The following is a 21,707-nucleotide window of genomic DNA, read 5'->3' on the forward strand; positions in this document are numbered from 1 at the left end:
TCATATGACGACCAATATTGCGCGCTGCCGCTACGACGTATTGCAAATCAGCTGAGCCATCTTCATCCGGAGGTGTACCAACCGCGATGAACTGAATATCACCATGAGCAACTGAGGCAGCAATATCGGTGGAGAACTGCAAGCGCCCTGCTGCACGATTGCGCCCAATCATTTCTTTAAGGCCTGGTTCGTAAATTGGGACACCGCCAGAATTGAGGATCTCGATCTTTTTTGGGTCTACGTCTACGCAAAAGACGTTATTGCCTTGCTCCGCTAAGCATGCGCCTGTTACAAGACCGACGTAACCGCTACCGATGATGGTGACTTTCAAATGACCTCCAAAATGTTTTTATTTATTTTCATCATTACACTATTTTTTTATGACGATTAAATTTATCTACATTGAAGGACCGCTAGGTGCGGCACCCTCACTTCGTCTTGGGGAATATGCCTCCCAATGATTGCAACCAGGGCATTGCCAATAAAATCTTCTCGCCCTGAAGCCACAGTTACCACATGTGTAACGAGCTAGACTGGTAGTTCGTTGGCGCAATAGGCTCAAAACGGATTGCAACTCCAGTAGTCTTTCTGGATTGGCACTTCCCTCTTCTAATGCTAAACGCGTTTCAGCCAATTTAGATAAAGCAATCAAAGTCGGTGAATGCTGCATCACATCAGACAACATCACATTGGCTGCTTGCGGTCCCCGAATTTTCATCAGATGTTTATGCACAATATCAAGCAACTCGCCTGTTGCCTGAGTTTTCAGCAATTCACAAAGACTATCTAAGCCTTCATCCACTTTATTAATAGCGATATGGGCTAGCATCCAACGATCTGCCAATAAATGCATGTATGCAGGATGCGTTCTAGCAATCACACCCCAAGCCTCGATCGCTTGAGTTGGGCGATCCATCGCCATCAAGTAATCACCTTGCAAAATTAAAGCACGCGCATGATTTGGCACGGCCTGCAAAGCCCGCTGTATCGATTGCTCAGCTTCAACCAAGTCCTTACGGCGTAAGGCCTCTTGACCAAGTTCACAGTGAAATTGTGCGATTTCAGTATGGTGTGATTTGCCCTGTATACCCTCAAGCTCACTGGCAGCAATGATGGCTTTTTGCCAATCATGCTCAATCTGATACATCTGCAATAAGCTCTCTTTTGCTGGCTCGGCATACTTGCCATTGCCCACACGATTTAATGATGCCTCTGCTCGATCAAGCAACCCTGCACGCAAAAAGTCTCGACCTAATTCATAGGCAGCATGATCACGATCGCGAGGCTTTAAGTCATCACGGTTAGCTAAGTGTTGATGCACCCGAATAGCGCGCTCAGTTTCGCCACGTCGGCGGAATAAATTACCCAATGAGAAATGAAGCTCAACGGTTTCTGGATCTAGCTGTGCAATTTTGACCAAGGTTTCAATAGCCTGATCGGGCTGCTCATTCAGCAAAAGACTTAAACCTTTAAACGTTGAGCGTTGCTGACGCATACGCTCGCGCTCGTCCATGCGATTCTCAAGACGCAAGTCCCAGCGAGCAGCCAACCAGCCAATACCAAACATGACTGGCAGCAGTAATAGCCAAGCGGTAGCTATCTGAATCATGGCGTGCAGAATTTAAATAAAAAAATGGCCCGAAAGGACCACTGAGGATGAGCCTGAATCTTAGGCACCAGAACCCTCTTTGGGGCCCGCCTGCTTCAACGGCTTGAAATCTACTCGCTCACGCAACTCTTTGCCAGGCTTAAAGTGCGGAACGCGTTTTTCTGGAATCAATACTTTCTCGCCAGACTTTGGATTGCGGCCTGTACGCGCAGGACGATGGTGAAGTACAAAACTTCCCACACCGCGCAGTTCAATACGCTTACCCTCAGCCAAAGCATGAGTCATTGTATCCAGCAAAGTTTTTACCGCCAACTCCACGTCCCTAGGCAACAGCTGCGGAAACTGTTCCGCGAGACTCTCTACTAGTTCGGAGCGGGTAATTGCTTGTAGCTCTTGATCTGTCATGATCTATCAATAAAAAATCGCCGCCATCCTAATGGATAGCGGCGATATTGATTTAGCCTTGATTATCCAATTTTGCTTTTAACAAAGCGCCCAAATTGGTTGTGCCAGACTGCGCATCACCTTGGAGCTTGCTCATTGCATCTTGTTGATCAGAGCTGTCTTTTGCTTTGATTGAAAGATTGATAACGCGTGACTTACGATCAATATTGATGATCATTGCAGTTACGCTGTCGCCTTCTTTCAATACATTGCGTGCATCTTCAACGCGATCTGTTGAGATCTCAGAAGCACGTAAGTAAGCTTCAACTTCATCAGCCAAGTGAATAGTTGCACCCTTAGCATCAACAGCCTTCACAGTACCAGTAACGAGGCTACCCTTGTCGCTGACAGATGTGTAGTTGTTGAATGGGTCGCCAGACAATTGCTTGATACCGAGAGAGATACGCTCTTTCTCAACATCAATTGCCAATACAGTGGCTTCAACTTCATCACCTTTTTTGTATTTCTTAACAGCTTCTTCGCCTGGCTCATTCCATGAGAGGTCTGAGAGGTGAACTAAACCATCGATGCCGCCTGGCAAGCCAATGAACACACCAAAGTCAGTAATAGACTTGATTGCGCCAGTTAACTTATCGCCTTTTTGCTGTGCACGTGAGAACTCTTCCCATGGATTAGCTTTGCACTGCTTGATGCCCAAGCTAATACGACGCTTGTCTTCATCAATATCCAGAACCATTACTTCAACTTCGGTTCCCAATGCAGTAGCTTTGCTTGGAGCAACGTTCTTGTTAGTCCAGTCCATTTCAGAAACGTGTACCAAACCTTCGATACCAGATTCGATTTCAACGAATGCGCCGTAATCAGTCAAGTTAGTTACTTTGCCGAATAAACGGGTATTTGGTGGGTAACGACGAGCAATACCAACCCATGGATCATCACCAAGCTGCTTCACGCCAAGTGAAACACGGTTCTTCTCTTGATCGAACTTCAAAATCTTAGCGGTAACTTCTTGGCCAACAGTCAACATCTCACTTGGGTGACGCACGCGACGCCATGCCAAGTCAGTGATGTGCAAGAGGCCATCGATACCACCGAGGTCAACGAATGCGCCGTAGTCAGTGATGTTCTTAACGAGGCCAGTAACCACTGCGCCTTCTTTAAGGTTAGACATCAACTTAGCACGCTCTTCACCTTGGCTAGCTTCAACAACAGCACGACGTGACAACACTACGTTGTTACGCTTACGGTCAAGCTTGATAACCTTGAACTCCATCGTCTTACCTTCGTAAGGGCTGGTGTCTTTGATTGGACGTGTATCAACGAGTGATCCAGGCAAGAATGCGCGGATACCGTTAACCATTACAGTCAAGCCGCCTTTAACCTTACCAGTAACAGTACCGGTAACGATTTCAGCTTGCTCGAGTGCTTTTTCCAAATTCATCCATGAGGCCAAGCGTTTCGCTTTGTCACGGGAGAGGATAGTGTCGCCATAGCCGTTCTCAAGAGCGTCAATAGCAACAGAAACGAAATCGCCAGGAGCTACTTCAATCTCGCCGGCGTCGTTATGGAATTCTTCAACAGGAATAAACGCTTCAGACTTTAAGCCAGCGTTAACAACGACGAAGTTGTGGTCGATGCGAAGAACTTCAGCCGAAATAACTTGGCCGGTCTTCATATTCGATCGGGTTAATGATTCTTCAAATAATTCTGCAAATGATTCAGACATGTGTATTCACTTTGTGCCGTCAGAAGGCCCGACGGGTTAGGTTATAAAAGCCTTAAAGAAACACGCTAATGAAAAGTCGCGTTGTGGAGTTTCTTAAGACACCAAAACTACTGCATAAAACTCACTACCAGCTCACTACTCAAAGCATACAAAATTAGGCAATCGCAGATTGATACCAATCCAAAACTGTCGTAACTGCTTGATCTATCGACAAATCTGATGTTTCAAGCACTTTTGCACCATCCGCAACTAACAAGGGTGCGGCACCTCGACTACTATCTCTGGCATCGCGCTCCTGCAAATCTTGCAGCAAGTCCTCAAGTTTAGCAGAAATTCCCTTAGCTATCAATTGCTTATAGCGACGCTCCGCTCTAGCAGCGGCTGTTGCGGTCAAGAAAACCTTCAAAACGGCGTCTGGGAATATGACACTGGCCATGTCCCTGCCATCCGCAACTAGGCCTTGAGCTTGACGAAAACTGCGCTGTAGACCCACTAAAGCAGATCTGACCTGAGGGTGAACCGCCAATGCAGAAGCTCTCAAACCAATATGTTCCGTACGAATAGCCTCAGTTACATCCTCTCCATTGAGCAAAATCTGACTATTTTTAAATGAAATCAGTAACTTAGGAACTATAAGGCCTAATTCTGGGCCATTTTTAACGTCAATTCCCTGCTTTTCACTGGCAAAAGCCACCAAACGGTAGAGTGCTCCACTATCCAAATAATGAAATCCCAGCTTTTCTGCGACCAATGAGGCAACCGTACCTTTACCAGAGGCAGTAGGCCCATCAATAGCAATGACTGGTGGAAGACTCATAAAAGGCTAGTTTTAGAAGAGTAAGTTAACTCACTACTTTCGCAAATTCAGCGAAGTAAGTTGGAAAAGTTTTTGCTACGCAATTGGGATCATTGATCTTTAATGCATTTGGACCAAAGGCAGCGAGCGAGAAACACATTGCCATGCGATGATCATCGTAAGTATCAATACCCTCGCTTGGTGATTTCCAATCAGCTTGTGAAGCAGGGGCTTGCACAACAATGTAGTCGACACCCTCCTCTACAACTGCGCCAACTTTTTTCAACTCTTTTGCCATCGCGGCAATACGATCAGTTTCTTTGACACGCCAGCTCGCAATATTATTCAAGCGTGTTGGGCCTTCTGCAAATAATGCAGCGACCGCAAGCGTCATGGCTGCATCCGGAATTTCCGTGCAATCAATGGTGATACCGTTGAGCTTGCCATTAGCATTTTTCACTCCAGCGACCTCTATCCATTCTTCACCAGCAGAAACATTGGCGCCCATCAAAGCAAGTGCATCAGCAAACGCCACGTCGCCTTGAATACTGTCCTTACCCACGCCCAATACTTTTACGGGGCCGCCGCCAATAGCGCCAAGAGCTAAGAAGTACGAGGCAGATGATGCATCGCCCTCTACCAATAATTGGCCTGGACTCTTGTAGACAGCCTCAGAAGTTTTCGCAGGAATAATGAATGACTGTTGATCTGGACATGCTACCTGCACACCAAAGCGCGCCATCAACTTTAAAGTAATGTCGATGTAGGGACGAGAAATCAATTCACCGATCACTTCGATACGTACCGGCTCAGCAGCAACCAAAGGCAATGCCATTAGTAATGCCGTCAAAAATTGACTGGATACATCGCCGCGCACTTTTACAACATCTTGAATCAAAATATCTGCAGCAGATATTTTGATTGGCGGATAACCTTCTTGCAATTCGTATTCAATCTTCGCGCCTACTTGACGCAAGCCATCCACCAAATCTCGAATTGGCCTCTCATGCATACGGGCAACACCAGATAAGCGATAGTTACCACCCTGCATGGCTAAAGCTGCAGTTAATGGACGCATTGCAGTGCCTGCGTTACCCATAAAAAGGTCAGCGTCTTGCGCTGGAAACTTACCGCCACAACCCTCAACAACACATACTTGATCCGCTTGATCAGTAACGGTCAATCCTAATTGGCGTAAAGCACTGCGCATGACTTGAGTGTCATCAGCATCCAGCAGATTCTTAAGGGTAGTAGTACCAGAAGATAGCGCGGCTAACAATAAGGCGCGATTAGAAATACTCTTGGATCCTGGCAAAACAATAGCGCCTTGCGCTTGTTTGAATGGCCCTATAGTGATATCCAGTAAACCACTCATCAAAGCACATCCAAATCTTGACGTGCTTTACTGGCCTTATTAAACAATTTCTCCAAACCTGCGCCATCATTTTCAGCAATGAGTTTGCGCATGTGATTGACGATCAAGAGGTATTGATCAAGCTCTTTGAGGATGGCTGTGCGATTATCTAAGCAGATATCACGCCACATTTCTGGACTAGAAGCAGCGATGCGCGTGAAATCTTTGAAGCCTGCACCTACATGACTTAATTTTTGCTCAGCATCTTCGGAATTCACTACGCTGGCCATCAAGGCATAAGACAAAATATGCGGCAAATGTGAAACAGCTGCATAAATAGCATCGTGTTGTACGACACCAATCTTTTTAACCTCCGAACCGACAGATTCCCAAAAACCCGTAATGAGCGCCGTGTCTTGCGGAGAGTTCTCTTGCAAAGGGCAAAGAATGGTTTGTTTGCCTTGAAATAAATCGGCCTTAGCTGCACTGGCGCCATGTTGTGCACCACCAGCAATGGGGTGGGCTGGTACAAATTGGCATGCTTTTTTACCCAATACTTCTTTAGCAGCCAAAATCACGCCACCTTTTGTACTGCCGGCGTCGGTAATCATGGTGCGAGGCTCAAGATATGGCTCAATCGCTTCAAACGCAGTACGCATTTGCGCGACCGGCACACAAAGAACAATCACATCAGATTGCTTAGCGGCTTCAACCAAATCGACCACGCCATCAATCGCACCCATCTTTTGTGCTTGTTCTAAATTTTCCTTGCTACGACCCACACCCAGTACTGTGGTCACCACACCAGCTTGCTTGAGAGCCAAACCCAAAGAGGCTCCGATCAAGCCAACACCTACGATGGTGACAGTGCCGTAATTGCTTACAGGATTAATGATGGTCATTTAAGAATATCTTTTAAGGCAGCAATAAATGCCGCATTTTCTTCTGACAAACCAATGGAAATGCGCAACCACTGCGGCAGACCATAGTTACCAACTGGCCGCACAATAATGCCGCGCTTAAGTAATTCCAAATTCATGCGCGCGCCAGCTTGATCATCTTCACCTACTTTAACTAGAACAAAATTTCCAGCGGATGATAGATATCGCAAACCTAATGCATCAAAAGCTTTGGTAAGCTGAGCATAGCCCGCGCGATTGAGCTCAAAGCCTTGCTGCAAGAATTCTTTATCTTGGAAGGCTGCAATCGCTGCAGCCTGAGCCAGACTGTTCACGTTAAATGGCTGACGAATACGATTCAGTAAATCAGTAAGGTGAGGTTGGGCGACGCCATAACCAATTCGCAAGCCAGCTAAGCCATATGCCTTAGAGAAGCTACGCGACAAAATCATATTCGGAAAACGTTTTACCCAAGCAATCGCATCATAGCGCTGCTCTAGCGTCAGGTACTCGTTATAAGCCTCGTCTAATACAACCACCACGTTTGATGGAACTGCCACTAAAAAATCTTCAATCTCTTTGGCGGTGAGATAGCTACCAGTAGGATTATTTGGATTGGCTACGAAAACCAACTTCGCTTTATCCCCTGAAACTTTAATCGCCGCCAACATTGCCGGTAAATCATGACCATACATATCAGTTGCATTCACTTCAATTGCTTTGGCACCAACAGCTTGTGTAGCCAAGGGGTAAACAGCGAAGGCATGCTTGGAGAAGATCACTTCGTCGCCTGCTTGCGCAACAGCACGTGCAGCCAATTCTAAAATATCGTTACTGCCATTACCTAAGGTAATCCAATCAGCTGGTACCCCTAGACGTGCAGCGAGAACATTTTTCAACTCAAAGCCATTGGAGTCGGGATAACGACCCAAATCACTTGCTGCTTTGAGCATAGCCTCTTGTGCAGACTTAGGCATACCCAATGGATTTTCATTAGATGCAAGCTTCACAATCTTGCTTTCGTCGAGGCCATACTCTCGTGCAACCTCGCTAATTGGACGCCCGCCCACATAAGGGGCAATTTCATGAATATGTTTTAGGCCGATTTTGGATGTCATTCGAGTTTTGCTAAATTTGTTTACTATTTTTATTGGCTAATGAATGTATAAATTCAGACTAAATCACGCAGAGTGCGGGTAAGAGCCTAAGTTTTTATAGAAAGCGGCAACACCTTTCAGCTCCTCAAGGGCATTCACCACTTTGGCATCATCAGCATGACCAGCAATATCAATATAGAAGTGATATTCCCAAGTGCCCTTACGAGCAGGACGAGACTCAAAGCGATTCATTGACACACCATGTTTTGCCAAGGGGGCTAATAAGCGATGTACCGCACCAGGCTGGTTGTCGACAGAGAGCACCAAAGAAGTTTGATCTTTTCCAGTTGGCTGGCAGGCATAGTTCCCCACAATCACAAAACGAGTGCGGTTTTGAGGGTCATCCTGAATCTGAGCGGCTACCGCTTGCAAGCCATACGCCTCTTGCGCAGGATCACCAGCGATTGCGGCCAAAGTAGGATCACTCGCCGCCATACGAGCAGCTTCTGCATTGCTACTCACTGCTTGGCGCTTTAACTGTGGCGCGTGAACACTTAACCACTGCTGACACTGTGCCAATGCTTGAGCATGAGCACAGACGGTTGTAACCCCATCTAAATTGCCGCTTTTGGTCAGTAAGTGATGACGAATTGGCAGCACTACTTCACCGCTAATACGCATCGATGAATCTAGCAATAAATCTAATGTGCGAGAAATCGCACCTTCGCTGGAATTCTCTACTGGCACTACGCCAAATTGCGCTGCACCCTTCTCTACAGCCTTAAATACCTCATCTAAACTGGCGCAAGGTAGGCCAGCAATCGAGTGGCCAAAATACGTTTGCGCCGCTTGCTCAGAAAACGTTCCTACTGGACCGAGATAAGCAATCGTTTGACGGGCTTCAAGCGCTCTGCATGCCGACATCACTTCTCGCCAGATTGCGGCAATGCCGTCTGGAAGCAAAGGGCCAGCATTGATTTCTTGTAAACGTCCAACCACCTGGCGCTCACGCTCAGGACGAAACACTGGTGATGCAAAACCACCTTTAACATGGCCAACCTCTTGCGCTGCTTTTGCACGCTGGGTTAGTAAATCTAAAATTTGTGCATCAAATGCATCAATTTTTTCCCGCAAGGGAGCTAAGCGCTGTTCTTCAGTACTCATTAAGCCCGCCTTTCAAAGTCGCGCATAAATTCAACTAAGGCTTTTACGCCTTCAATGGGCATAGCGTTATAGATGCTCGCACGCATACCGCCTGCAGCTTTATGACCACGCAAGGCAACCAAACCAGCTGCGTTCGATTGCGCCAAAAATTCTGCGTTTAGGTTCTCATCTTTTAAGAAGAAAGTCACGTTCATACGTGAACGATATTCTTTAGTGACGCGATTCTCATACAAACTACTTTGATCTAAGAAGTTATAGAGCAAATTGGCTTTTTCTTGATTGCGGTTTTCAATAGCCTTGACGCCGCCCTGCTTGAGCAACCATTTAAAGCCCAGGCCAGCCATGTAGATAGAGAATGTTGGGGGCGTATTAATCATGGATTGCGTATTTGACTGCACGGCCCAATCCCAAATCGTTGGAGTAATGCCCATGCTATGGCCAATCAGGTCCTTACGCACAATCACAATCGTCACACCAGATGGACCGATATTTTTCTGCGCACCACCAAACCAAACGGCGCACTTACTGACATCCATTTCTTTGGAAAGAATGTTGCTAGAAATATCTGCAACCAGTGGAGTGCCGGCAACATCGGGTACATCTGGAAATTCCACACCACCGATGGTTTCATTAGCGCAGTAAAGAACATAAGCAGCATCACTCGATAGCTTCCACGTATCTCTTGAAGGAATCGTATTGAATTTTTCTGCAGCAGATGAGGCGGCTAGATTCGCAACGCCATACTTCTGCGCCTCTTTATAGGATTTTTCTGACCATACGCCAGTAACGATGTAATCCGCCTTGGGTCCGTTTTTAGCCAAAGGCATCAAGTTCATCGGGATAGCCGCATTTTGCCCAAGGCCACCGCCTTGCAAGAGCAAAATCTCGTAACTATCGGGAATATTCATGAGGGTACGCAAATCTTGCACTACCTCTTCATACACTTCCATGAACTCTTTACTACGGTGACTAATCTCCATCACGCTTGTACCGAGTCCACGCCAATTCAGCATTTCATCGGCAGCCTGCTTCAACACCTCTTCAGGCAAAGTAGCAGGCCCCGCAGCGAAATTAAAAATGCGGCGGTCAAAAGTCATGATGTGGTCTAAGTCTAAAGGTGACGCTTAAGCGTCACCTGCCGTATCGTCATTAGAGTCGGTAGTTGGATCGGCAGATACGTCACCTTCTTCTGCACCATCAACATCACCTTCATCATCTGAATCGCTTTCGGCAATACGCTGCAAGCCAGATAGGCGTGTACCTTCATCAACGTTAATCAAAGTAACGCCTTGAGTAGCGCGACCCATTTCACGAATTTCAGAAACACGAGTTCGCACCAAAATACCGCCGGTAGTAATCAACATGATTTGATCTTCTGGCGATACCAGAGCAGCGGCAACCACTTTACCGTTACGCTCCGACGTCTGAATCGCAATCATGCCCTTAGTGCCACGACCATGACGCGTGTATTCAGCGATAGGTGTACGTTTACCGTATCCATTCTCCGTAGCAGTCAATACGCTACTTGGAATTGCAATGCCGTCCGCATCAACCACAGCCGCTTCAGCACCTTCTGCAGCTTCTGCTGGAGCAACCAACATAGCGATCACTTGATGACCTTCGCCTAAGTTCATGCCACGCACACCGCGTGCAGTGCGACCCATTGGACGAACATCATTCTCGTCAAAGCGCACTGCCTTACCAGCATCGGAGAACAACATCACGTCGTGCTGACCATCGGTAATCGCTGCGCCAACTAAGAAGTCATTTTCATTGAGGTCAACAGCAATAATTCCGGCCTTACGTGGATTAGAGAAGTCAGACAAGCGAGTCTTCTTCACGGTACCCAAGCTAGTAGCCATAAATACGTATTGATCGTCTTGATAACCCTTAATCGGAAGAATCACAGTGATCTTCTCACCCTCAATTAGCGGGAACATATTGACGATTGGCTTGCCACGCGAGGTACGACTTCCCTGCGGAACTTCCCAAACTTTGAGCCAATACATACGACCGCGATCGGAGAAACATAAAATAATGTCATGCGTGTTCGCAACGAAGAGTGTGTCAATCCAATCTTCATTCTTGGTAGCTGCGGCTTGTTTGCCACGTCCACCGCGTTTTTGTGCACGGTATTCGCTCAGCGGCTGACTCTTCATGTAACCAGTATTAGAAAGAGTCACCACCATATCTTGCGGTGTAATTAAATCTTCCGTGAAGAGTTCTGTTGCATTCATTTCAATAAATGAGCGACGACCTGTATCACCACCAGCAATACCAAACTCCGCTTGAACTTCTTTCAACTCAGATTCGATCACTTGAGTTACGCGCTCTGGCTTTGCTAATAAATCTAGTAAGTCTGAAATCTCGGACATTACTTCTTTATATTCATTAACAATCTTGTCTTGCTCTAAACCAGTCAAGCGTTGCAAGCGCATTTGCAAAATTTCTTGCGCTTGACTATCAGAGAGGCGATACAAACCAGTAGTTTGCATACCGTATTCAGGCAACAATCCTTCTGGACGATAGGCATTACGGCCGCCTGGCGTATCAGTCTCAGCGCGCGCCAACATCTCACGCACCATCGATGAATCCCACGCTTTGCCCATCAACTCTTGTTTAGCGATGACTGGGTTCGCGGCGGCTTTAATAAGCGCAATGAACTCATCAATATTTGCTAACGCTACAGCGAGACCTTCCAAGACGTGACCACGATCGCGTGCTTTACGCAATTCAAAAATCGTACGGCGTGTAACTACTTCACGACGATGCTGCAAGAAGTACTCCAGCATTTGCTTCAGGTTCAACAAGCGTGGTTGGTTATCTACCAAGGCCACCATGTTCATGCCAAAGTTATCTTGTAGCTGAGTGCTCTTATACAAATTATTGAGAACGACTTCAGGCACTTCACCGCGCTTGAGTTCAATCACAACACGCATGCCAGATTTATCTGATTCATCACGCAAATCAGAAATGCCTTCAACTTTTTTCTCATTCACCAGCTCGGCGATACGCTCGAGCAAGTTCTTTTTATTCACTTGGTATGGCAATTCATCAACGATGATGGCTTGACGCGCGCCCTTATCCAAATCTTCAAAGTGGGTTTTCGCACGCATCACCACACGGCCACGGCCAGTGCGATAGCCCTCACGGACCCCTTGAACGCCGTAGATAATGCCGGCAGTCGGGAAATCCGGGGCTGGAATGATCTCAATCAGCTCGTCAATCGTGCATTCTGGGTTGTGAAGCACATGCAAGCAGGCTGTAACCACCTCATCCAGATTATGCGGAGGGATATTAGTTGCCATGCCCACAGCAATGCCAGAACTGCCATTGATGAGCAAATTAGGCACTTTGGCAGGCAGAATCAGGGGCTCTTTCTCGCTACCGTCGTAATTTGGCCCAAAATCGACTGTTTCCTTGTCCAAATCAGCTAAAAGCTCATGGGCGATCTTGCGGAGGCGGATCTCGGTATATCGCATCGCAGCAGCGTTATCACCGTCTACGGAGCCAAAGTTACCCTGTCCGTCAACCAGCATATAGCGCAGAGAGAAGTCCTGAGCCATTCGAACGATCGTGTCATACACCGCAGAATCACCGTGCGGATGGTATTTACCGATTACATCGCCAACTATACGGGCAGATTTTTTGTAAGCTCGGTTCCAATCGTTGTTTAATTCATACATAGCGAATAAGACCCGGCGGTGAACCGGTTTGAGGCCGTCACGCACGTCTGGCAGGGCTCTGCCGACTATGACGCTCATTGCGTAGTCCAAATAGGACCGCCGCATTTCGTCTTCGAGGGATATTGGTAGTGTTTCTTTAGCGGCTTGTTCCATCTAGAAATAATATCATTTTGATGACAGGTAGGCCCTATGCTAAGATTCTGTCAGTTTGTACGAAATTGAGATGTGTCGCTTTGCAGTTTTTTGCATCAAGGTAGGGCGAATTACATTTAAGTTTGACTTTAATTAAAAAAGAGATTTTTGAGGACTAAAAATGAACAAAACCCTAAAAGTGTTGCTGGCTTCTGTTATTACTGTTTCTGCTTCTGCAGCAATTGCTTCTGATAACTGGGAAAACAGCTCTGGCTTGAATTGGAAAAACGGCGATGGCACATTGTGCTGGCGCGATAACAACTGGACACCTGCAACTGCAGCCAAGGGTTGTGATGGTGCTTTAGTTGCCCCTGCTCCTGCTGCTGGCGTTAGCCAAAGCAAGATCACTTTGCAAGCTGACACACTTTATGACTTTAACAAGTCTGATTTGAAACCAGAAGGTAAAGCTACTTTGGACAAGATCGCTGCTGACTTAAGCAAGATCAAGCTAGAAGTAATCATCGCTGTTGGTAATACTGACAGCGTTGGTACAGATGCATACAACATGGCCCTCGGTCAGCGTCGTGCGCAATCTGTTAAGTCATACCTCGTAAGCAAGGGTGTTGACGGTAGCCGTATCTACACAGAATCTAAAGGCAAGAGCAATCCAGTTGCATCAAATGCAACTGCTGAAGGCCGCGCTAAGAACCGCCGTACTGACATCGAAGTTGTTGGTACAGCAGCTAAGTAATTCACTTTACTTGTAAAAAAGCCCGCTTCTAGCGGGCTTTTTTATTTCCGCTATATTCATAAACTTCTTCTATCGCCCCACAATTAGCTAACCCATATGAACGTCGACCAATCAGAAATCGCCAAATTTAGCGCCCTAGCCCATCGCTGGTGGGATCCTAATAGCGAATTTAAGCCTCTACATGCCATCAACCCGCTACGCCTTAACTGGATTAAATCCTTTGTTAACTTAGACGGCAAAAAAGTAGTAGATATCGGCTGTGGTGGTGGCATCTTGGCTGAATCCATGTCCCAATCAGGCGCAGATACTACAGGCATCGATCTTTCTGAAAAAGCGCTCAAGGTAGCTGAATTACATGCATTAGAAGTGGGTGCAAACCTTACTTATCGCTCTATCTCAGCTGAAGCGCTGGCTGATGAGCAGCCAGAACAATATGACGTAGTGACTTGCATGGAGATGCTGGAGCACGTCCCTGACCCTGCATCAGTAGTGCGTGCTTGCGCAAAGCTTTGTAAACCGGGCGGAACGTTATTTTTCAGCACACTGAATCGCAATCCAAAGTCCTACTTATTCGCCATTATTGGCGCTGAATACATTCTGAAACTACTCCCAAAGGGCACTCACGAATACGCTAAATTCATCAAACCCTCTGAGTTAGTGGCCTTTACGCGTCACGCAGGCCTAGAGATGCTCGGCATGAAAGGGATGAGCTACAACCCACTTACCCAGGTATACAGCCTAGGTGAAGATGTGGATGTGAATTACATGATTGCCGTTAGAAAGTAATTCAACAGTGAACAATCTTTCAAGTCCTTATGCGGGCATCTTTTTTGACCTAGATGGCACGCTAGCCGATACCGCACCAGATTTAGTGGCAGCAACTAATAAATTGCTGATTGCACGCAATATAGCTCCCAAGCCTTATGAATTTCTGCGCCCTTACGCCTCAGCTGGCGCCCGTGGGTTGCTCGAAGAAGCCTTTGGTATCGCCCCTGATCATGTAGATTTCATTCCATTGCGAGATGAGTTTTTCAGTAATTATGAAAAAGCACTGCTAGTGGAGAGCAAATTGTTTGATGGAATTGATCATTTACTCGATCAAATGGATGAAGCAAAGCTGCCCTGGGGAATTATTACCAACAAAAGTGAGCGCTTTACCAACCCACTGACAGATCTAATGGGTCTGCGTCAGCGAGCTGTTTCAACTGTTTCTGGAGACACCACTCCTTATTCAAAACCACATCCTGAACCTATTCTGCACGCCGCTAGATCGATGAATATTGACCCTACAAGATCCATTTATGTTGGAGACGACATTAGAGACGTTCTCGCAGGTAAGGCGGCCGGGATGAAAACTGTTGCAGCCGCCTACGGATACTGTGGCTGCAAAGAGCCGCCTGAAGCCTGGGGGGCGGATTACATCATCAATAAACCACTCGATTTATTACAAATCATTTTCCCTAATAGGGGATAAGCCAAAAGATATTGGGCAAATTAAGGTCAGCGGCCTTAAAATAGGCTTTCCTATGCATGAACTCTGGGGTCGACATGGTTTCGACGTGGATTACAAAGCATCAAGGGCATACCGAGGACCCGTTATCTCGTAAATCAATGGGAATGTAATAACTGCAAACGACGAACGTTTCGCACTAGCCGCTTAATTGCGGTTGCCCCTGAACTGATTCTCTCTTGGGTCAGCTAGCGCAAGCTAGATCAGGGTCATTTACAAGAGATAAGATCATTTCATGTCACGGGGAATGATTCGAAAACTTAGTGAATCGTCAGCGTGGAACATGTCAATCTGTGCCTAGCTGGCTAAATTAAATGATATGACTAAGTATGTAGAACTTGTTGTAGAGGATTTGCGGACGCGGGTTCGATTCCCGCCGACTCCACCATTTTGAAGTATGTAACAGTCCAACGCCACCCACCAGGGTGGCGTTTTTCTTTGTAGATAAAGGGCTGTACGCCCATTGTGGTCTTTCTTGATTCCGCTGTATCCAAATACGCTGGGGGTATTATTGGGGGTATCAGAGCAAAATCGAACAGGGTCAAAAACATGGTTGGGGGTATTTCTGGAAAGCTTACGGAAAAAGGGATCAAGAGCTTCGTCAACCGCTCAGCCCCTGGCAGCAAGCTTGCAGATGGCCGAGGTCTTTATTTACTTATCACCCAGACCCAAACTGCTATTTGGCGAATCAAATATCGCATCGAAGGCAAAGAAAAAAGTTATTCCATTGGTGGGTATCCACAAAACAGTTTGGCCCAAGCAAGACTAGAGTTAAACGAGGTCAAAGCCTGTCTTACCAAAGGTCAGGATCCAGTAATCTCCAGGCGCCTTAATAGGGCCAATGCCGCCTCTCAGAGTGACAGCACCTTCAAGGCTGTAGCCGAAGAATGGTTCTCTATGAAAGAGAAAGATTGGAGTGCAACCCACTTCACGAAATCCAAGAGGGCTTTTGAGCGAGATGTTTATAAATCGCTGGGGGCACTGCCGATTGAAAGCATTACTCCATCGGTTATTGCCAAGGCAATTGAGACCATCAACAAACGAGATGTTCTAGAAACTGCCACAAGAATTTTGCAGCACCTCAATGGCGTCTTTCGTTATGCACAGGCTAAAGGTTTGTGTGAGGGCAATTCTGCTGCGCCAGTAAAGGAAATTCTTCCGCGGAAGAAAACCAATGGTCGTATGCCGGCATTACTCGATTGGAATTCTTTAGGCACCCTCTTACGCGCTGCAGATGCTGCGCGCCTCTCACCATCAGTTAGAGCGGCTCATCGTCTACTCGCATTTAGTGCAACGCGTATTAGCAACGTCGTGCAAGCTGAGTGGAAAGAATTTGATCTTGATGCAGATATTCCAATCTGGGTAATACCTCGCGCAAAGATGAAAGATCACACACGTATTGGTGATCACCGCATTCCTTTGGGCCCAGAAATTACTGCAGAGTTAAAACAATGGGGAAAACTTTTTGGAAGAAGAGGTTACGTATTTCCTTCACCTACTGGTAATCAATACATTAGTCGAGAAAGTCTAGAAAAGGCCTATCGAGTAACACTTAATATGGCTGGTAAGCATGCGCCGCACGGTTGGCGTAGCGCCTTCTCTACCCTTGCTAGAGACAATGGGTTTGAACAAGATGTTGTTGAATTAGCGCTAGATCATGCGCACGGGAATGAGGTGGTGCGAGCCTATGATCGTGGTGAACGATTTACGCAAAGGGTTGGGCTATATAAGTGGTGGGGCGAGAAGCTAACCCATGCGCAGAATGGTGCTGAGATTATTGAGCTGACTAAAAAAGCGGCCTGATTCACAACTAGTAACCAGATCTATGAAGTTCAGCCGTAGCGTTTCGTAGAAGACGAGATCCTGTTTTTAACCACTCAAACTTAATAGCCCGAGTAGGCTTTTGGTTCGCCCTAACAACAGCATGTGATAAGTGACTCAAGTATCTGCGATCATGAATTTCATTTAGATATCGATAAAGTGCAGGATACTTTATTCTCATTTTTTTACTATTCATAACACTACCAACTTCCCCCATCTTATATGAGCCCAAAAATGGATCTGCCCTATACAAAGAATCGAGTAGCCAATCATTAAAACCATCCATTGAATTTACCCATGCCGTAGCACTTGTCTGAAAATAGCCCTTTGAGCTAACGATCTGAGCCTCAGCTTTTTTGTAATTAGATCCAAATATAGATCTCCAATCAATTGGGATATCAGCAGAAGTCATTTCAAAAATAGATTTTCGGATTCCGCAGACAAAAGAGCCGGCACGTTTCACAACACCCAATTCCTTCAATAAAATTACCGCCTGAGGGTTCAACCCTTTAGAGGAACCCTTAACTGAAACCTCCAAAAATGCCGCAATCCAAGCCGCTGCTAATGCCACATCGGCACTCTTGGACCTGAGTGAAGTATTGATAAGGCTTGTACGACTAACCTCATCAATATCAAGCCATCTTGTTCTGTAATGCATTGATGCTGCAAGCCAGTCTGGCTGCACCTTAGTTAGACCATATTTTTGCTGGGCTAATGTAAATCCAGATTGATCCTGAAGCCAGCTCCATAATGCATTTGATAGGTCAGGCTGATGAAATTTTGGCTGCCATAACTTTTTAAAAATCGTCTTAAATCTAGCCAGATAAGATGATGGAATCCTTCCTATAGCCGAGTTAATCAGTGCAGCTCTTACGGCGGGATAGAGCTCCTGAGCCTCAATTTCCAGTAATAGTCTATCTGCCTGTTTATTGGATAGAACTTTAAATTTACTAAGATGACTAGCAATCTGTGGATAGTAATGTGGGGCATGCTCAAATACTCTCCATAATCTATCCATTAATTGATTTGAGGCTGTAGCTGATGCAACTAGAAATTTAAAGCGCGTTGGATTTAAAACTGCATAACCCCTTTTGCCTGGCGTAATCTCGGAAATTGCCTTCCTCAGGGCAGATTGATTTATGGAGGGCATTAAAAATAATGGTTCATAGGGATTGCTAATGCTCTTCAACTCATCTTGAATATTGACAACTTGATGGATATCGATTTTGCTTGACTGTGGAAATAACCCCACATCCTTGCTCAATCTATCAAGCTTAACTAAGGCATAGCGCAAATGTTTTTCTTGTTTTGCAAATAGCCTAATGTCATCAACATATCTAAGGTATGTAACCTTGTAATTAATATGATGATTTTCATCAAAGTGTTTGAGAACAACCTCCGCGATCAACCCAGAACTTAAGGGCCCCTGAGGTATTCCATGATTGTGATAGATTTGTGTAGCTGTAGCAGTCCACTTAGTGAGACATTGCGTTAAAAAATCTATCAAATCATTGGTTACGCCAATCCTCGAAAGCATTTGGCGCAATACATGATGATCAATACTGTCATAGAAGGCAGTTAAATCAAAACTTGCAGTCCAAACATAACCTGCATTGAATGTTGATTCAGATGCGCTGTTAAAAGCACGATAACCTTCCGACCATTTCTTATAAAACCAAGGACTTTTTAATCCAGCATATAAGTGACCAAAAACCTCTTTTTCGTATTTTGACTTAACGTGAGGTGCTAATTTTTCTGCAATTATATTTGCTATAGCTTGGTAAACAATTTGATCCTCTACACATAACAATGAGTATGGTCTCAGAATGCCAGAGGGCTTTGGAAAATAAATCTTGCAGGCATCAGTTGGCCCATATATGCCTCGGCGTAATCTATCTTGAAGGTGGTTGAGCTGCGCATCGCCAGCAATTGCATAGGCTGTATATGCATCCCTAAAATATCCCTTATAAGCCCTATCTGGATTTGATCTAATCCGCTGCCAAGCGAGATGCAAATTTTCAATTGCCCACACTTGCTTCAAGTCACTCATATAAAGCCTTATTTTGGATACTAGTCAACTATATATCCAGATGCTATCTACTGCTCCATTTCACTAAATTCTCTGACTCTCAAGCTAAATTTATGCAACCCTTTCAAAATGCGGCACATCCACAAATCCTTTGAAATTCCCACCCCACCGATTCTTCGGGCTTAGGCTCTCCCAGTATTCGCCAACCGCACGTATTAACTCTTTATCCCAAACAAGCTTTCCATTCCAGAAGAAATTGAGGTCAATAGCGCAACGCCTTAGATGATTGCTATTCATGGTCTTTGATCTACCACTCCTGAAATAGATCTCCTGCTGCTCTGGTGAGCGCCAGAGCTCACCCCCTGTAATGACCCAACCCTCTGCAGTAGCAAACTGAATAAGTCTACTGACATCAATTAAGAATGCCGATTGCTCCGTTACTAGACTGCTCATTGCTCTTCTTTTTTATTTAAGCCATGCATGCGCATCTCAAAGATTTTTTCGACCGATCTACCGCCAAAGTAGGCCAGCATGACTAGTTGACCCCATTCACCTAGAAGCTTTACATAAGCCTCATTGATATCAATACCCATAGCTGAGAGCAAGGCAAATAGTAGATAAGCCGTCAGGATGTAAACCAACGTTCCCGGTCTGATGTTCTTCGATAGCCTGGAGTCACTGCCCATATCGTATTGCCAACGATTGGTGGCATTGCCTTGTGAGGCTCGATGCATCTCGGCTAGCAACTTGGATTCTTCTATCTCGAGTTCTTTTTGCTTCAGGGTGTATTGCAGCAGTAACTGCTCTTGCTCAATCTCTAGCTGTTTAAGCTTAATGAGATCTTCCTGGCTAGGGTTCTCAGGAATGCGCACCCCAATCTTGCTCTCAATGAACTCCTTACCTTTGGCTTGGACCGCGCCCGCAAGTAAACCAAGGCCATTAACAGCCAAGGTTTGCACTAGAGAGGTGATGATTGGAAGCATGTCATTAGTTCTTTTTTAGATGCTTGTATTTAGAAGTCCACCGCCCCACTACCGCCAAGGCTTTTTATTGGTGTTGGCAGTGGGGCGCAGTTACGCGCGCCCACACACCATGGTTACTTCAACACCCGCAGCCGCACTCAAACACCTGCTGCTAGTGGTCATGGCGATGACCCTCCCTACTGCTAGCGTTTCTTGACTCCTTTGGTTTCTGGTGGATCTTGATGCGGTATTGCTTGCTCAAGAGTTCCTTCTAATGCCTTCTCTTGTGCTGGGAGCTGACCCTCTTTCATCAAACCTTCTACGATCTCCATTAGGCGATCCCCATCATCTTCACCAAAGACTTTAGCCACGACCTCATGACCATACTTGGCGCATAGACGGTCGTACTCTTGCTCTGGAGTAATCGTGGTCTTTGATGGGCGCTCGAACACCGTGACGTTCTCGCGCCCAAAGAGATTGCGCAGTATGTTGGTCTCATAGGGCGGTACATACACATGGATTGTTGTAAATGCATCCCTGCGCACTACTGCTTCCACCTCTTTAATTTGGAAGTCGCTATGAATGAGTTCTTTATGGTTCATGTTGGTCTTCCTTATTGAATCGCTAATACCGCATGGGCATTAGCGCGTGAGATGGATAAAGCGCAACGTAGGTTCACCATGGCATACATTGCCAAGGTATCGTGCGGACGAATTGGAGCAACGATGTCTAAATCATCATCACGCAGCTTCATAAAGCGAGTATTAAGGAAATAGCAACGCTTACTCCACTCCACCGTGCGATTCGCCATGGCATCAAGCTCATCAAACTGCGGATCCCAGATGATCTCCACACCCTTGAAGGCCAACCCTGTATTTACACCTGCGCCTACTCCTGCATCGATGTACTTGGTTTCACCTGACCCAGCAATATGGGTCACTGTGACTTGTTTTCGATAGGTATCAATGAACTTACCCCCAGCGATGATGAAATCAGGGCTACCGCCATGCTTAATACATTGACGCCATGCAGTCTCCATCTCACCTACTAAGTTACCCGGCGATGTTGAGGCGATGTCTTTGACTGCGTAGTTACGCCAGTAGCTTGCTTTGGCTCGATCGATACCACCTACCGTGCCGGCATCCGGCGCTAGGCTGACCAGACTATCTAAGCCAACTACTGCATCTGCACCGTGTGAGCCGTCGCGGTGTAGCTCTAGGTCCAGCTTATTGAGGAATCCCTCTCTCAGAACTTCTAACTGCTCATCTAGGAGGTTGATCAGTTGTACGCGCTCGTTGTATTCCAACTGGAATCCTCGCGCCCCACCTTCACGTACCTTAATGCCATTGCTAAATAGGCGGTCATAATCGATATAGAGGCCATCTACCGCCCTTCGCCACGGAAAGGAAGCCTGCTCAGTCGTGTTGCGTTTATTGAATTTGACTGTCTCCTCACCAAAAGCCCAGCTAAAGTTACTACCGTGTTCTTTACGGATGTTCTCGACTACGTTCTGTTTTGCGCCTAATAGGCTTTTTCGCCCTTCCATCAGTTTTTTAAGGAAAGGTCGCTCTACCGCGATTTGGTCGACTGGTAGATTGCGCAAGTACTCATCTAAGGAAACCTTAGCTAACTCTTGCAAGTCTGTATTTGAAATTGGCATATGCCACCCCTATCAATATGTTTATCTATTTACGAATTGGTTGGCTTCATTCCAATTGATAGAGCGTGAACCTATCCATTGCTACGCTACTAGGTGCGAATCTAGC

Annotated in this window: 19 protein-coding genes, 1 other RNA gene and 1 pseudogene; 5 read left to right on the forward strand and 16 right to left on the reverse strand. The window is 46.1% G+C overall.

Annotated elements, in window-relative coordinates:
- From ICN48_RS09315 to gyrA, 11 genes and pseudogenes are all read right to left on the reverse strand, one after another.
- On the reverse strand, nucleotides 1-331 hold a 331-nt coding region (locus tag ICN48_RS09315; RefSeq protein ID WP_304609754.1), incomplete at its 3' end, for a 2-dehydropantoate 2-reductase N-terminal domain-containing protein.
- A gap of 66 nt (nucleotides 332-397) precedes the next feature.
- Entirely contained in the window at nucleotides 398-1,609 is a 1,212-nt protein-coding gene (gene lapB, locus ICN48_RS09320; protein WP_216153424.1) for a lipopolysaccharide assembly protein LapB, read from the reverse strand.
- A gap of 66 nt (nucleotides 1,610-1,675) precedes the next feature.
- Nucleotides 1,676-2,014 (reverse strand): annotated as a pseudogene (locus ICN48_RS09325) (integration host factor subunit beta); the annotation flags it as partial.
- A gap of 52 nt (nucleotides 2,015-2,066) precedes the next feature.
- Nucleotides 2,067-3,740, reverse strand: coding sequence for a 30S ribosomal protein S1 (gene rpsA, locus ICN48_RS09330; protein ID WP_068324328.1), 1,674 nt, complete (start codon nucleotides 3,738-3,740; stop codon nucleotides 2,067-2,069).
- Nucleotides 3,741-3,894: 154 nt separating this feature from the next.
- Nucleotides 3,895-4,557 carry a (d)CMP kinase gene (cmk, locus tag ICN48_RS09335; RefSeq protein WP_216153426.1) on the reverse strand — a complete coding sequence of 221 codons (663 nt, stop codon included), beginning with the start codon at nucleotides 4,555-4,557 and terminating at the stop codon, nucleotides 3,895-3,897.
- 25 nt (nucleotides 4,558-4,582) lie between these two features.
- Nucleotides 4,583-5,911 (reverse strand): 3-phosphoshikimate 1-carboxyvinyltransferase, encoded by a 1,329-nt coding sequence (gene aroA, locus ICN48_RS09340; RefSeq protein WP_216153427.1) that lies wholly within the window; start codon nucleotides 5,909-5,911, stop codon nucleotides 4,583-4,585.
- Complete coding sequence (locus ICN48_RS09345; RefSeq protein WP_216153428.1) at nucleotides 5,911-6,792, reverse strand: prephenate dehydrogenase/arogenate dehydrogenase family protein; 882 nt, start codon at nucleotides 6,790-6,792, stop codon at nucleotides 5,911-5,913. The genes aroA and ICN48_RS09345 overlap by 1 nt, the downstream gene beginning before the upstream one ends.
- Entirely contained in the window at nucleotides 6,789-7,907 is a 1,119-nt protein-coding gene (hisC, locus tag ICN48_RS09350; protein ID WP_216153429.1) for a histidinol-phosphate transaminase, read from the reverse strand. Before hisC ends, ICN48_RS09345 begins: the two co-directional genes overlap by 4 nt.
- A 63-nt stretch (nucleotides 7,908-7,970) precedes the next feature.
- Nucleotides 7,971-9,050 (reverse strand): prephenate dehydratase, encoded by a 1,080-nt coding sequence (gene pheA, locus ICN48_RS09355; RefSeq protein ID WP_216153430.1) that lies wholly within the window; start codon nucleotides 9,048-9,050, stop codon nucleotides 7,971-7,973.
- Nucleotides 9,050-10,147 carry a 3-phosphoserine/phosphohydroxythreonine transaminase gene (gene serC / locus ICN48_RS09360; protein WP_216153431.1) on the reverse strand — a complete coding sequence of 366 codons (1,098 nt, stop codon included), beginning with the start codon at nucleotides 10,145-10,147 and terminating at the stop codon, nucleotides 9,050-9,052. Before serC ends, pheA begins: the two co-directional genes overlap by 1 nt.
- A 27-nt stretch (nucleotides 10,148-10,174) precedes the next feature.
- Nucleotides 10,175-12,889, reverse strand: coding sequence for a DNA gyrase subunit A (gene gyrA, locus ICN48_RS09365; protein WP_216153432.1), 2,715 nt, complete (start codon nucleotides 12,887-12,889; stop codon nucleotides 10,175-10,177).
- Nucleotides 12,890-13,049: 160 nt separating this feature from the next.
- Here gyrA and ompA point away from each other — a divergent pair, with 160 nt between their 5' ends.
- The 5 genes from ompA (at nucleotide 13,050) to ICN48_RS09390 (ending at nucleotide 16,932) form a co-directional block, all read left to right on the forward strand.
- Nucleotides 13,050-13,619 carry an outer membrane protein OmpA gene (gene ompA, locus ICN48_RS09370; protein ID WP_216153433.1) on the forward strand — a complete coding sequence of 190 codons (570 nt, stop codon included), beginning with the start codon at nucleotides 13,050-13,052 and terminating at the stop codon, nucleotides 13,617-13,619.
- A gap of 96 nt (nucleotides 13,620-13,715) precedes the next feature.
- Complete coding sequence (ubiG, locus tag ICN48_RS09375) at nucleotides 13,716-14,405, forward strand: bifunctional 2-polyprenyl-6-hydroxyphenol methylase/3-demethylubiquinol 3-O-methyltransferase UbiG (RefSeq protein ID WP_216153434.1); 690 nt, start codon at nucleotides 13,716-13,718, stop codon at nucleotides 14,403-14,405.
- Nucleotides 14,406-14,412: 7 nt separating this feature from the next.
- Nucleotides 14,413-15,093 (forward strand): HAD-IA family hydrolase, encoded by a 681-nt coding sequence (locus tag ICN48_RS09380; protein WP_216153435.1) that lies wholly within the window; start codon nucleotides 14,413-14,415, stop codon nucleotides 15,091-15,093.
- A 65-nt stretch (nucleotides 15,094-15,158) separates the two neighbouring features.
- Nucleotides 15,159-15,517: a transfer-messenger RNA gene (gene ssrA, locus ICN48_RS09385) on the forward strand.
- Nucleotides 15,518-15,678: 161 nt separating this feature from the next.
- Entirely contained in the window at nucleotides 15,679-16,932 is a 1,254-nt protein-coding gene (locus tag ICN48_RS09390; protein WP_216153436.1) for an integrase arm-type DNA-binding domain-containing protein, read from the forward strand.
- A 7-nt stretch (nucleotides 16,933-16,939) separates the two neighbouring features.
- Here the strand turns inward: ICN48_RS09390 and ICN48_RS09395 are convergent, their stop codons facing one another.
- The 5 genes from ICN48_RS09395 to ICN48_RS09415 all read right to left on the reverse strand — a co-directional run bounded on the left by ICN48_RS09395 (nucleotide 16,940) and on the right by ICN48_RS09415 (nucleotide 21,601).
- Nucleotides 16,940-19,000, reverse strand: a complete 2,061-nt coding sequence (locus ICN48_RS09395; RefSeq protein ID WP_216153437.1) for an RNA-directed DNA polymerase — start codon at nucleotides 18,998-19,000, stop codon at nucleotides 16,940-16,942.
- A 90-nt stretch (nucleotides 19,001-19,090) separates the two neighbouring features.
- Complete coding sequence (locus tag ICN48_RS09400) at nucleotides 19,091-19,432, reverse strand: M15 family metallopeptidase (RefSeq protein ID WP_216153438.1); 342 nt, start codon at nucleotides 19,430-19,432, stop codon at nucleotides 19,091-19,093.
- Nucleotides 19,429-19,962 (reverse strand): hypothetical protein, encoded by a 534-nt coding sequence (locus ICN48_RS09405; RefSeq protein WP_216153439.1) that lies wholly within the window; start codon nucleotides 19,960-19,962, stop codon nucleotides 19,429-19,431. Before ICN48_RS09405 ends, ICN48_RS09400 begins: the two co-directional genes overlap by 4 nt.
- A gap of 182 nt (nucleotides 19,963-20,144) precedes the next feature.
- Complete coding sequence (locus tag ICN48_RS09410; RefSeq protein ID WP_216153440.1) at nucleotides 20,145-20,543, reverse strand: hypothetical protein; 399 nt, start codon at nucleotides 20,541-20,543, stop codon at nucleotides 20,145-20,147.
- An 11-nt stretch (nucleotides 20,544-20,554) separates the two neighbouring features.
- Nucleotides 20,555-21,601 carry a phage major capsid protein gene (locus tag ICN48_RS09415; RefSeq protein WP_071461894.1) on the reverse strand — a complete coding sequence of 349 codons (1,047 nt, stop codon included), beginning with the start codon at nucleotides 21,599-21,601 and terminating at the stop codon, nucleotides 20,555-20,557.
- Nucleotides 21,602-21,707: the final 106 nt, after the last annotated feature.

The organism is Polynucleobacter sp. JS-Safj-400b-B2, assembly GCF_018881975.1.
Taxonomy (GTDB): Bacteria; Pseudomonadota; Gammaproteobacteria; order Burkholderiales; family Burkholderiaceae; genus Polynucleobacter.